The following is a 13,834-nucleotide window of genomic DNA, read 5'->3' as shown; positions in this document are numbered from 1 at the left end:
GCCTTCGAATACGAAATCTATATCATACCACCGGGACAAACGCGTGCAGATGTCCGTCAAGGCCATCTTGTCAAATTTGAAAATCCCGGCAGTCCACGAAGTAGCTAACTCCACATCGACCTCCAGGACCGTAATATCATCACCCCCCTCCTGAACCATGGCCTGTTTTCCCGGTTGCAATTGTACAGACCGGTGAGGAGTAACCACTTCCACCGCTCCGGAAATCAGGGTGGTAGTCGTCATTTTCTCGTCCTGGTAGGCAGTGACATTGAACTTGGTCCCCAACACTTTAATCTCCATATCGGTTACCGAAACGATAAAAGGCTTCTTTTCATCCCGGGCCACCTCGAAATATCCCTCACCCGACAACCGGACCGCCCGTTTATCACCGGTAAACTTTTCCGGATAAATCAACGAGCTTTCTGAATTCAACCACACTGTCGTTCCGTCTTCCAGGCGGATTTTATATTCTCCTCCGCGGGCTACTTCGATTTTTATGTCGGCCGGTTCAGTGGTAGCTTTCGATTCGATAGTACAGGCTTCAACATATTTCATCCAGGCTGTATCCTGTTCTTTTTCGTTTCCGAGGGCCACCTGCCGGCCATCGGGCAGGGACAATACCGCTTGTGTCTTTCCGGCTACCGGCACATCGTTCACAACAGACGATTCGGGAGGCCTGTTTTCCCGGGTGAATAAGACAGAAAACAGAACGATCATAAAGACTGCGGCAACCGAGGCTGACTGCCAAACCAAACGATGAATTTTGTGTTGCTGTATTTTACGCTGCGTACCCCGTATAAATCGTTCCGTATCAAACTCTGCCGCAGGGGAAATCGTCTGTGGTTTCGTCAAAAGCCTCCGGTAAAGCGCTGCATGCGCCTCCGATTCTTCCAGCCATTGGGAGAGTGCTTGCTGTTCTGCAGTGTCTAATTCGCCTATTTCCTGGCGCACGATGAGTTCAGCGATCTTTAATTCTCTCGTGTAATCTGTCATTATTCTATTTTTTATATTAATAACACTCATTAGGTGAAAAAGTATATATGACGAAGGAAAAATCTTTATCATATTTTTTAAAGACAACTTCTACCTCCAACAGAACAGTATCTTTTAGGCAATAAAACACTAAAACCTAAAAGTTTTAGTGTTTTATACATATTTACCCAAAATGTAGGTTCAATTTTTTTCTTTTTATTCCGATTTCGGGTTCTGTGTCGTCAGACACCACCGGTCGGGCATTCGGAGAATCTAACCGGACCCCCATTCCTGCTCCAAAGGTCTTCCGGCACAAACCCCGGCATCTACCGTTAGCGTAAACCGGCAAAGAAAGGATAAGGAAAATTTACAGAATAAAAACACCGGATCATCTCTATCGAAGTATGGATAGATGAGCTACTTTATCAGAATAATTTCCTGTAAGGCATTGATTTTGAAACCAATTTTACTACAAGAGATCGGAAAACCTCTGTTTCGTTGAAATTTATGGTTTCCAAGTCCGGTGGTGTCTGACGGAAACGTAACATAAAGTTTTTTATACAACTGCCAAAGTTTTTTGTCTAACTTTTAGGGTTCGCTTCAGTATCGAGACAGCTTGTTTTTATACCTGTACGATTTTACCGGACTTTACATACCATACATACCCCTCTACTTCTTTAAATCCCATTTTCCGTAAGGTATTACAATAAAAACCGACCTGTTTTAAATATTTATTTTCCTCACTTTGTCCGAATTTATAATCGATGATACGGACTACCGAACCGTTGAAAATAATTCGGTCCGGACGGGTTTTCCTGCCTCCGGGAAATAAAATATCCCTCTCATTCATAATATTATTTTCGGGTCCGAACCATTCAGAAGCTTGTGGGTTGGAAATATATGCTTCGATCTTCGCACAGTAAGCCTCCTTTTCCCGGATAGAAATCAATCCCTCCAAATAGGCTTGTTGAACAGCCTGTGACACATCCCCGGCATACCGGATGTGTTTAAAAATTTCATGCAATAATTTTCCTTCGTCGATCGCCGAAAGAGAAGCTTGCTGAGGCTCGGTATAGTCCCGGAATTTGTACTTGATACTGATTCTTTCTCCCGGTTGAAAAACCGGATAATTCTGAAGAGTAACAGAAGTCTGACCTGCTCCGGCTTTTGAAGGGAAACACTGTTTTTCTCCCAATGCGACCTGCATAGTTGCATTATCCACTAATTCGGTTTCAGCTAATACACTATAAATAAAAGCTCCGATATCCGGCATCGAGATGCTACCGTCTTTATTGATTTTGGGAGAGTACGGACGTACATAAAGCTCGGTCTTGGCACGCGTCAGGGCAACATATAACAAGTTCAGGTTATCGATATAGGCTTTCAGGTGTTCGTCCAGGTAATCTTTTTTAAAGATGGTGTTCGTTAACTTGGAGGAATAGTTCAATGGAGCATAGTCTAATTGATTGAATCCTTGTTCGTTATTCATACACCAAATTCGTCTGACGGGCCGGACACTATCCAGTTCCCAGCTACAGAACGGCAAAAGTACGAATTCAAATTCCAGTCCCTTGGATTTGTGGATAGTTAAAATACGCACTGCATCGACTTCTTCGGAAGTGGTCAGTACTCTTTTACCCTGCTCTTTCTCCCACCAATCCAGAAATAAAGTTATACTATTGGAGTTATTGGTTTCATATTCATATATAATATCTTGAAACGCAATCAAATAAGGAATTTCTTCCCGTTTCTTACGAAGTGAAAATTTATCCAGAATAGTTTCAATCGTCTCATATAAGGAATAAGACATGATTTTATTTTTATCCAATTCAAAATCAGTTCCTAAGACCTCGAATAATTCTTTTTCCCCTATTCCGGAAAAGATATCGTGCAAATCCGGATTGTTCTCATCCTGAATAAAAACCCGATAAAAATAAAGAATCTGGGTCTTATTGACCATATCGTAGGGATCTACCATATATTTCAGAATGGCGATGATAAATTGTATATAGGGAGACGACCAGACGTACAACGAATCATTTGAGATAAAACCGATCGGCCGGTCAGCTGTCTTATTGTATTCCATCAGAAAATCGGCAACCAGCGCACCTTCCTTCCCACCCCTCACCAAAATAACGATATCTTTTAACTGTCCTCCCCTTTGCCGGATATCCCGAATGATTGCGATCAGGTCTGCCAGGATTATATTCTCCCCCCCTTCTGCCTTTTTGTCGGGGCCGAACACAATATCGACATATCCTTTTTTCTTTTTCCGGGGAATCTGTTGAAGTCCCTGATAAGCTTCAGCTATCGTTTTTTCCTTTACTTCCCCACCTGCATCGGCAATGTATAGATCGGTCAGCATACCGACTGCTTTCTCAAAGAAGGTATTATTGAAATTTACGATTTCAGGGGCACTACGCCAGTTATTTTTTAAAATGACGGTATTCACTCCCAAGCTGCTGAATTGTCGCTCTACCTCGTTGGCCAGCAGACTCCAATCTCCGTTTCGCCAACGGTAGATACTTTGCTTGACATCTCCCACAATCATAGTCCGGCACCCTTCCGATAAACTGTTTACCACCAGGGGGCGGAAATTTTTCCATTGCATCCCCGAAGTATCCTGAAATTCGTCGATCATCAGATGCTTATAATAATTCCCACACTTTTCAAATAAAAACGACGTATCGTTATCTGCAATCAGCATATTCAGAATATGCGTCGTATCACTCAGCAACATGAGCCCTTTCTCGTCACAATAGGCCCTAACCTCCTGATAAAGGTCATTTAAAATCCCCAACTGGTACAAATTATCGGACAGCATCCGGGCTGACAAATAATAGCTGTAATCCTGGTCGAACCGATTCAGAATATCCTGCAGGAGTTGCATAAGCCGGGGGCATATAGACCCGATGGTTGCTTTGCGGGGAGAAGTTTTGGTTACCCACGCCGCACTATCCTGAGCTCCCTTTCTTACGGTAGCCGTCGGTTTGTCGAAATTCCCGGCAACCAGTTTATAAAAATAAGATACACATCCTGCCTTTCCACCTTTAAAGTCGGTTTGTTCAAGCCCTTCGCTCCGGATCAATCCGATCGCTTCCTGTCCGATAGCAGCCTGCCGGCTTTCGTAAGCTTGAACGGTAGCGGTCAAAAAAGAGCGGTAATTCTTCAAAAATTCCTTATCACTGAATTTATCCAGAATATGCTTGTCAAAAAGCATGTAGTTCTCTTTGAACAGTTCTTCACCGAGCTCGGCTATTTTTGATTTGATACTCCACGATTTTCCCTCTTCTACATTACTACTCATCAATTCACTGATCCAATTTTTCAATCCCGGATTGTCTTTCACCTGTTGCATGACTTTGTCGACAGCTTTGAGCAATACAAAATCACTATCCAATTCTACATTATAGCCCGGAAAGATGCCCAATTCCCTGGTAAAAGCTTTGATAATGCGTTGAAAAAAACGATCGATCGTCGTCACTGCCAATCGTCCGTAATCATGCAATAACATTGTACGAAGCAAAACAGCTCTGTTTTTCAATTGCTCGTCGGTAAATCCGAATTCCTGCTTCAAGGCCTCTCCGTAATCACTTGTTTTCCCGTCTGCCAAACGATGCAGTTCATTGATAATACGCGACTTCATCTCTTCGGTGGCCTTATTGGTGAAGGTCACGGCTAAAATATTCTTATATTCAGCAGGAGAAGCAAAAATCGTCTTGAAATATTCCAGGGTCAGGGCAAAAGTCTTTCCTGCTCCAGCCGAAGCTTTATAAATATCTAACATATACTTTTCTGTTTTTAAGGCTCGGCAGGCAAAGTTTGTCGATCCAGAATTTCCATCTCTGTAATTCTCCGGCAAATGATTTCGAGATAATCTTTCAGGTAATTCACTTCTTCCCCTTTTAGCTTATTCTCTTCTGCCAGCTTCCGGCATTCCGATAAAATATCTCTTGCCTGTTCGAAATCTCCGGCATTTTCATACAACCATCCCAAATTAATCCCGGCCTGGACAGCTGTTTTAGGCGTCAATTTTAAGGCACCGGTCCATATATTGAATGCCTCTTCGCTATCACCATGCCTTAAAAAAGTATCCCCCAGCCGCAACACTTTCCCGGAAGTATACACTCTTCGCTGTGTTTTTTGCCACGAAGGAACCAAATGCCGGCCTGAAATCATTCCTGCTTCCCAAAAACTATTGCGGATACATTCCGGTATGTTATCGAACTCCCCGAGTTTTTCCTGATCCAGTTTAAAAGAGATCTTCACAGAATCGACCGGTTCGCCTTGTTCTTTATCGTACAACCGGGTAAACCAAATGGTATTTATCTCTCCTCCAGGATCTGCGATATCATAATACTGTAGTTCTATGGATAAGAGGTAGTCCACGTGAAAATTCCGGCACATATTCATTATACTATCCGGAGCGAAAGGGGGCGGAGTAGAGGATTGGTTCCAATAGTCCATTTCCTGTTCTTTTAAACATATTATAGCATCTTTGTACCCCGAAGTTTCCCAGATAAATTTCACCCCTTCACAGAAATCTTCAAATAAATACTCCCGGTCTAATTCAGGAATATTCTTCATAAAAGTCAATATACTGTTTTCGTTGCGGATGTTTCTTTCTAGCAAAGCCAGTTTTTTTCCTTGTTCGATATGAAAACCGGCAGGTTGAAGTATCTCGATCGATAAGGTGCGATAGGTGGTACACGAACACAGGGTGGCCCCCCAAAGGCCCAAAATCAACCGGCGAAAAATTTTAGTAAAAACCATTCCATGCATAATAGCAAAAGTATTATCAACCCTAATATTTTTATCTCACTGAGGTCTGAAAATCCCGTTTCACTTTTGTATTCGGATATATATCTGTCATTTGAATTCAATTCATTCGTTAATCGGACCATATCCCGTACACTTACCGACTCCCCTCCGGTATGCCGGGCTATTTCTTTGAGTAAGGACAGATCGGCCACTAAACGATTCAATTCCGGATTATGGCTCTTCACATAAAAAATTCCCTTTTTGGTGAATCGTTCTCCTTTCAAATCTGTACTCAGACGAAAACTGTACTCTCCGGCCTGCAGGTTACCCAAAGTCATTCTATATTTTTCCCCGTTCCGATTGAAAAGATAGTTATACGTTTTCCCGCCAATATTTAATTCCATCTTTAGATCAGGAGTATTAATAAGTTCATAACTATCGTTATACAACTCTACATTAATCACAATCTCTTCCGACTCTTCGTAGAGAGGTTCAATGTCATCCACCAAGCGTTCCGTTCCCTGACGGGTAGTCAGATAATCCACAATTTTATTGATCAGCGTGTTGAACGGTTCGTGATTACCATTTTCCTGATAGGAATATAATCGCCATTTCCAAAGACCTTCTCCCCAAAAATAAGAAATTTTTTGTCCATTCAAATCATAAAAACCAAGAATTCCATTCGAAGTAGGTGTATTTTTAATTTTCTGACTGAATAAAATTTTCCCAGCACCGGTGTTGATCTCTCCAAAAGGTACGATTATAGGAGGGTAATCCTTATAAGCCGCTTTTTCCATCTCCGAGAATTCGAAATAGGAAAATTGTTCATTGATCTGCAAAGAGGCATATTCGGTTTGATCGGCACTAATATCGGAAGTGTATAAATTTTGGAGTTTGGAGAAACCAGCGATACATTCGGGCGTAGTCAATATATACCAAACCGACAATTTTCTGCGGTTTATTTCCTGCATCAATTGCTGATAGCCTGTACTATGCGGATCAGGATTATGCAAGATAACCAGATTAGCATTCAGACTATCCAGCGGTTCTTCCCAGCGATAAAGTTTACATCGGTATATACCGGATACATCGACTGCATTCTTAATTGCAGCAATATCCGGATGTGGAGCAGTGGTATAAATAGCAACTTTAGCAGAATTATCTATAATATTCACCCAGGTTTCTATCCGGTTGTTTTCATAAGTACGTTCCACCCTATCGTTTTCCAGTTCGACACTATACCGGAATATTCCTTTTTTCGGAGCTTCTACTTCGAAGGAGACTTCCTGAAAAAAATAATCTTGTCCAATAGTTAAAATCTGTCGGGCAATGACCTGATCATTTTGTTTTAAACTGCATTTTACCTGGCTTCCTTTCTGTTTTATGGCACCGACTTCGACTTTTATCGGAAAAATAGTATTTACAAAATTGAATTTATCCGTTTCCACATTCCGGATATAGACATCGGGATAAGCAACGGTATCCCCCAAAGCAACGGTATAGACCGGAAAATCAGGTGTTTTGTATTTCGGATTCACACCGGTATTGTAGATCCCGTCGGAGAATAAAATCATAGCCGCCGGGCGGCGGACGATAAAATGCTGGTCGGTATAGTCGAATACTGCTGAGATATTCGTGTATTGTTCCGAGAAATCGTATTCATCGTTTTGACGGATCGAAGCTCCGAAAGTTAAAGGAACGATATCGAACTTGCTTTTCAAAGCCTTGCTCATCTTTTCTAAAGATGCCTTGTATTCATTCCGATAGTACAAGGAATCCTTCGTTTTTATCAGAGAAGCAGAATTATCCTGAGCCAAGACCAGCAAAGGTTTCTCTTTCGTCTTTTCAACCCACGAAAAAGCAGGATTTAAAAGTAAAGCAAGTAAAGTAAAAATGACAATAAAACGAAGCCCGGAAATAAGCAGGGCCATTCCTTTAGAAATATCCGGTAATTTTGAAAGTTTCCTGAATTTAAGCCAGGCAATAACAAACGATAAACCTGCAATAGGCAAAAGCCATGCCATAGAATACTCAAATACCACCCCGAACCGCTTTAGCATACCCCGAAGCAGCGTTTTTTCTGCTTCGGAGCATCACCTATATTACATATTCATACCGCCGCAAACATGGATCACTTGTCCGGTAACATATCTGGACATATCCGAAGCCAGGAAGGTACATACATCGGCAATATCCTCAGGCGTACCTCCTCTTCTCAAAGGAATTTTAGCGGCCCATTCTTTACGCACATCTTCGGGCAACTGTGCCGTCATATCTGTAATGATAAATCCCGGAGCAACGGCATTGGCCCGGATATTTCTGGATCCCAATTCTTTAGCCACACTCTTGGTAAAACCGATAATACCGGCTTTAGAAGCAGAATAGTTCGCCTGTCCGGCATTTCCGCTCACGCCGACAACAGAGCTCATGCTGATAATCGAACCGCTTTTCTGTTTCAGCATGATAGCCGATACGGCTTTGGTAAAATTAAATACAGATTTCAGGTTGACATTGATAACGGCATCCCATTGTTCTTCCGTCATTCTCATCAACAAAGTATCTTTAGTAATACCGGCGTTGTTCACTAAAATATCGATCCGGCCGAATTCTTTTGCAATCTCTTCTACAGTAGCGGCAGTCTGGGCAAAATCAGCAGCATTGGAGGCATACATTTTAGCTTTCACTCCACAAGCTTCGATTTCTTTTTCAGTAGCCTGTGCATTCTCGTCATATCTCAAATCCGTAAAAGCAATATTTGCACCTTGTTTGGCAAATGCCAGAGCCACCGCTTTCCCAATACCTCTGGAAGCACCGGTAATCAGTGCTGTCTTTCCTTCTAATAACTTCATAATAACAGTTTTACTTCAACTATAATTAATTAGACTTTTAACCGTCGTAACGATTAATTAAATTTTAAACCACAAAGATAATGAAACAAATGAAATGCCGAAAAAATAGACCGGATTAAAGCTCCAGTTTGAATCTTAAACGCAGACGGTTCGATTCAAAATCCCAGGATATAATCTTAAACTTTCCAATTTCGGCAGTCGTACCGACATGTTGTCCGATACAAGCACAAGTGTCGTACTCTCCGATCTTCACAATCCGTAAAGTAGCACTGGCATCTTCAGGAAGTTTACTCAGATCCACCCCTTCAGGCACCTCTTCCCGGGTAACAAAACAAGTGGTGACAGGTAAATCTTGTCCGATCACTTCGTTCACTCTGTTTTCTATTTCTGTGATCATTTCCGCAGTAGGCTCGACAGATAAAATATAATCGCATTTTGATTTTTTTCGTTCGATATGCGTATTTTTCGAACGTTCACAGCCGAACATCCGGATCATAGTCTGATTCAGTATATGCTCTGCCGTATGCATAGGAGGATACTCCTGTTTGTTGTGGCCGTTGAGTTGTATTTCTTGTTCCATATAGTTTTTTAGTAGAGACAAATATAGGTGTTTTTATATTTACGACATAAGAACAAAAGAACATATTTTTCTTAAATAATAGTCTGCATTTTTAAAGAAATCATTTTTTTAACGATTTTTGGATATAAAACACCCTCCATTCAAATATTTTATATAGATTTGTACGTGTTTGTGTGTAATTGAAATGTTAAAACCTAAAATAATCATTTTATATGTTGAAGTCTTACAATTTTCCTAGCGTATATGAAGCGACTAATCAGGAACTTGCTAACGTTGCAGAAAATATACTGGATGGGCTAAAGATCAATCTCGATGATACGGATTACATCGTCGGTAACCTGGCACTGGTCGAAGGCTATTCTCCACATAAGAGTATCAATGCAGCCCCGACAGACGAAGAGTATAAATTATTGAGTGAAGCCAGTTTGTTGCTTACCCAACCGAAAGGAGAAGAGGAAATCTATCTGACGACAGGATTCCCGTTCGCAACTTATATACTCTACCGGGATAAAGCGATGGAAGTCTTACAAGGACGACATATTATCAATTACGATGCTTCCACTTTCGGTGGTCCGAATACAACCAAACGTGAAGTGAACGTAGGTAAAGTCGAGATTATTCCTGAAATCATGGGATGTACGACAGCAATCCGCGAGGGGAACCTGCAAGAAAAAGAAAACTTTTTTATCGTCAGCCTCGGATACGGCACCTGCGAAGCCGTCGTTTCGACAAGAGCCGGACTGATCAACCGTTCAGCCGTCAGTACACACGGTATCCGTCATGCCGTAAATTTATTGGCCAATGAGCTCAGTAAAAATTTCTATCTGAACCTCAAAACAGAACACCAGATAGATGTAGCTTTCCAAAAAGGAAATATCACTGTAAACCGGGTTAAACACAACATATTGGATATACGTGAAAAAGTATTGAAAATGTACTATAATGAAATCGTCGCTCCTAACTTAAGAAAAGCATTTATAGACGATGATTTCAATAAATGTACGAAAATGTATTTAGTCGGTGGTGGTGCTTTGTATCCTGAACTGGTCGATTGCTTCAAAGAAGAATTCGGCGATATCGTATCGGTCAATGTATATCCTGAACCGGAGAAATGTGCTTCTCAGGGGTATTGTCTGAACTCTAAAATCAAATCTTCCGTCGCCCGTTCGAATATCCCGCATAATATTGAAGCGGAAGAAATTAAGATATTCAGAAATCCTCAGCTAGCTGTCGGTATCGATATAGGCAATGCGAATACTTGTGTCACCATCTACAAAGAAGGGGAATAAGCCAAAATTCGAATTCGATATAAAGAGTTGACCTTTTAAAGGCAACTCTTTTTCTTTTTTAGTTATTTTATTCCTACTTTTGCAAACGTTTAAAAGAAACTGGATAAAAAATACAATACAATGGAACTTTTAGAACAAATCAAAGAAAACGCCAAAAAACAGTGTAAAACAATTGTTCTCCCGGAAGGTACAGAAGAACGGACGATTCAGGCAGCAGACCAGATTATCGGAGAAGGGATCGCTAAGATTATCCTGATCGGTAATCCGGCCGAAATACAAGCTTTAGCTCAAAAACACAATCTGAAAAACATCGGCAAAGCTACCGTTATCGATCCTGAATCACATGCCAAAAAAGAACAATATGCCGATTTATTGGTAGAGCTGCGTAAAAGTAAAGGAATGACCAGAGAACAAGCTTTAAAACTGGTTACAGATCCCCTTTACCTGGCTACTTTGATGATTAAGAGCGGAGATGCAGACGGAGAAGTTGCCGGTGCTAAAAATGCAACAGGCGATGTTTTACGTCCTGCTCTGCAAATTGTAAAGACTTTACCGGGGATTTCCGTCGTTTCAGGTGCCTTCTTGTTGCTGACCAACAAACCCGAATATGGTGAAAACGGTTTAATTGTTTGTGCTGACTGTGCAGTACTTCCTAATCCGACAGCAGAAGAACTGGCACAAATTGCGGTATCTACAGCCGGAACAGCCCGTGCCATTGCCAAAATCGAGCCCCGGGTAGCTATGTTGAGTTTCTCGACGAAAGGTTCTGCCAAAAATGAATTGGTCGACAAAGTGGTAAAAGCAACAGAACTGGCCAAACAAATGGCTCCGGACGTTATGATCGACGGAGAAATGCAGGCCGATGCAGCGCTGGTTCCTTCCGTAGGGGCAAGCAAAGCTCCGGGTAGCCCTGTCGCCGGCAAAGCCAATGTTTTGATTTTCCCTAGTCTGGAAGTTGGAAATATCAGTTATAAATTAGTACAACGTATCGCCGGTATCGAAGCTGTAGGTCCTGTACTTCAGGGGATGGCCGCTCCTATCAACGACCTGTCCAGAGGTTGTTCTGTCAGTGATATCGTCAATCTGGTAGCGATCACAGTAAATCAGGCCGCCGGAATAAATTAACGGAATAAAAACGTTTAATAAAATAGAAATGAATGTTTTAGTATTAAACTGCGGTAGTTCGTCCATCAAGTATCAATTACTGAATATGGATGCAGTACCTGTCGTGCTCGCCAAAGGTATTGTAGAAAAAATCGGTTTGACTTACGGTAGTTTTACTTATAAACCGGAAGGTAAAGACAAAGTAGTCGCCGAGCAACCGATTATGGACCATAGTGTCGGTATGGATCTGATCCTGAAAGCATTGGTTCATCCTGACCATGGAGTATTGAAATCTCTGAACGAAATCGATGCTGTCGGCCATCGTGTTGCACACGGAGGTGAATATTTCTCCGAGAGCGTGAAAATCGACGATGAAGCCAAAGCTAAAATCAAAGCTTTAGGTGAAATCGCTCCTCTGCACAATCCGGCAAACCTGAAAGGGATCGAAACGATGGAAAAATTGCTTCCTTCCGTACCTCAGGTGGCCGTTTTCGATACTTCTTTCCATCAGACTCTGCCTAAAAAAGCTTTCATTTATGGTATTCCTTACGAATATTATGAAGAATACGGAGTCAGAAGATATGGCTTCCACGGTACTTCCCATAAATTTGTAGCAGAGAAAGCATGCCGGATCTTAGGTTGGGATATTACCGAAAAGAAAATCATCACTTGCCATTTGGGTAACGGAGCTTCGATTACGGCGATCGATAAAGGTAAATCGGTCGATACCTCGATGGGATTTACTCCTGTAGCCGGATTAGTGATGGGAACGCGGGCCGGAGATCTGGATTTGGGTGCCCTACTCTATATCTGTGAAAAAGAAGGGCTGGACCTTCCCAAAGCCAACAATTTGATTAATAAGAAATCAGGGGTTCAGGGAATCTCCGGTGTTTCTTCTGACTTCCGCGAATTGCAGGCAGCCATGGAAAAAGGCAACGAAAAAGCGGCCTTGGCTCTCGATGTCTTCTGTTACAATGTGAAGAAATATATCGGAGCTTACGCCGCAGTACTGAACGGTGTAGACTTGATTATCTTCACGGGAGGTATCGGCGAAAACGACAATCTGGTGCGCTGGGAAACCTGTAAGAATATGGACTACCTTGGCATCCAGGTCGACAAACAAAAGAACGAAGTCCGGGGAAAAGATACGATTATCAGCACAGAACAATCGACTACCACGGTGATGACGGTTACTACAGATGAAGAGCTTGTGATCGCTATGGATACAGTAAGATTGAGCTAATCCTTCGGTACATACCGTTTTTACCCCTCTTGCTTATCGGCTCGAGGGGTTTAATATATTCTTTTGCCGCTGATTCCCATCTCATTTTCCGGTATCATTCAGGACCGAATTCAACTCAGAGATGGAGTTGGTAAAAAATACAGACAAAAGAAAAACGGGATCGATAAAATCCCGCTTTCCGATATGATTTTTCTAAAAAAGCTTAGTTGATAGAAGCATCTTTTCCGCCGGTAACACGCAAAGTACGGTCGGATACTCTCAAAGCTGTCTTATAGGTAGCTCCGATTGCAATTTCATATTCACCGCCTTCAGTAAAAGGAATACTTGTCGTTGCAGAGGGGTTCTCTTTATCGGTGACAGACAACTGAACATACGGAAGCCACATATTATCTCCGAACATCATAGAAGAACTTTTGATCCGATACAATAAATAATAGGCTTCTGCATTTTCGACTTTATTCCATTCTGCAGTTACTTTACCATCAGCTCCGGAATAAGAAAATTTTGTCAGCGTAACATTTCCGATTTTTTTATCCGTACCATAAAACTGGAGTTGGCTGACTGCCGAATTGCCTTCGGCATTAAAAGCAGTAACGGTGCATAAACCTTCCTTGATCGTATCCAATGTCGGTGCTGAATAAGCATTGATCTGCATCAAAAAATTTTGGGAGCCTTCCACAGCAGAAAAAGAATAGTTTTTACCATTCAAGGAAGCTGAAGCCGACTTTATTTGTTCATTTCCCTGCACTTGAATTTGCAGCTGATAGCTGTTCCCTTCCTGAAGAATATAAGCCGGTGATGCATAAATGGCGAATTTCTTATCGTTCTTTAAACAGGAACTCATTCCCAATACTAAAGCAGCAGAAACTGCTATTAATTTCAATTTTCCTAATGTTCTCATTCTTAATTGTTTTTTGATAATAATAAAATCTTTTCCCGATATGATAAATTCGCCCGCGAAGATGTAGATTTTTTTTTAATCTTACAAGAAAATAGAAAGATATCTCCATGTAAATGAAACATTTTTGAATCATTT

Annotated in this window: 10 protein-coding genes; 3 read left to right on the top strand and 7 right to left on the bottom strand. The window is 41.6% G+C overall.

Annotated elements, in window-relative coordinates:
* From WS34_RS09235 to WS34_RS09210, 6 genes are all read right to left on the bottom strand, one after another.
* The coding region (locus WS34_RS09235; protein WP_046404421.1) for a FecR family protein at positions 1 to 993 on the bottom strand (993 nt) is incomplete at its 3' end.
* Between the two features lie 601 nt (positions 994 to 1,594).
* Positions 1,595 to 4,759, bottom strand: coding sequence for a UvrD-helicase domain-containing protein (locus tag WS34_RS09230; RefSeq protein ID WP_046404419.1), 3,165 nt, complete (start codon positions 4,757 to 4,759; stop codon positions 1,595 to 1,597).
* 14 nt (positions 4,760 to 4,773) lie between these two features.
* Complete coding sequence (locus WS34_RS09225; RefSeq protein WP_140403435.1) at positions 4,774 to 5,745, bottom strand: DUF6340 family protein; 972 nt, start codon at positions 5,743 to 5,745, stop codon at positions 4,774 to 4,776.
* On the bottom strand, positions 5,715 to 7,793 hold the full coding sequence (locus WS34_RS09220; RefSeq protein WP_046404415.1) for a polysaccharide deacetylase family protein: 2,079 nt from the start codon (positions 7,791 to 7,793) through the stop codon (positions 5,715 to 5,717). The genes WS34_RS09225 and WS34_RS09220 overlap by 31 nt, the downstream gene beginning before the upstream one ends.
* A 42-nt stretch (positions 7,794 to 7,835) precedes the next feature.
* Positions 7,836 to 8,582 (bottom strand): 3-oxoacyl-[acyl-carrier-protein] reductase, encoded by a 747-nt coding sequence (fabG, locus tag WS34_RS09215; protein ID WP_013610994.1) that lies wholly within the window; start codon positions 8,580 to 8,582, stop codon positions 7,836 to 7,838.
* Between the two features lie 115 nt (positions 8,583 to 8,697).
* Positions 8,698 to 9,162, bottom strand: coding sequence for an alanyl-tRNA editing protein (locus WS34_RS09210; RefSeq protein ID WP_041556339.1), 465 nt, complete (start codon positions 9,160 to 9,162; stop codon positions 8,698 to 8,700).
* Positions 9,163 to 9,374: 212 nt separating this feature from the next.
* On the opposite strand from WS34_RS09210, the gene WS34_RS09205 reads away from it, so the two are divergent.
* The 3 genes from WS34_RS09205 (at position 9,375) to WS34_RS09195 (ending at position 12,798) form a co-directional block, all read left to right on the top strand.
* Positions 9,375 to 10,451 (top strand): ParM/StbA family protein, encoded by a 1,077-nt coding sequence (locus WS34_RS09205; protein WP_046404412.1) that lies wholly within the window; start codon positions 9,375 to 9,377, stop codon positions 10,449 to 10,451.
* 120 nt (positions 10,452 to 10,571) lie between these two features.
* Entirely contained in the window at positions 10,572 to 11,576 is a 1,005-nt protein-coding gene (gene pta, locus WS34_RS09200; protein ID WP_013610991.1) for a phosphate acetyltransferase, read from the top strand.
* Between the two features lie 28 nt (positions 11,577 to 11,604).
* Positions 11,605 to 12,798 (top strand): acetate/propionate family kinase, encoded by a 1,194-nt coding sequence (locus tag WS34_RS09195; protein ID WP_013610990.1) that lies wholly within the window; start codon positions 11,605 to 11,607, stop codon positions 12,796 to 12,798.
* 202 nt (positions 12,799 to 13,000) lie between these two features.
* Here WS34_RS09195 and WS34_RS09190 read toward each other — a convergent pair whose 3' ends face one another.
* On the bottom strand, positions 13,001 to 13,699 hold the full coding sequence (locus WS34_RS09190) for a hypothetical protein (protein WP_022160293.1): 699 nt from the start codon (positions 13,697 to 13,699) through the stop codon (positions 13,001 to 13,003).
* Between the last annotated feature and the right edge of the window lie 135 nt (positions 13,700 to 13,834).

This window comes from Odoribacter sp. N15.MGS-14, assembly GCF_000980245.1.
Lineage (GTDB): Bacteria > Bacteroidota > Bacteroidia > Bacteroidales > Marinifilaceae > Odoribacter > Odoribacter splanchnicus.
Note: the sequence above shows the minus strand (reverse complement) of the source record. Positions and strands in the feature narration are given on the sequence as shown.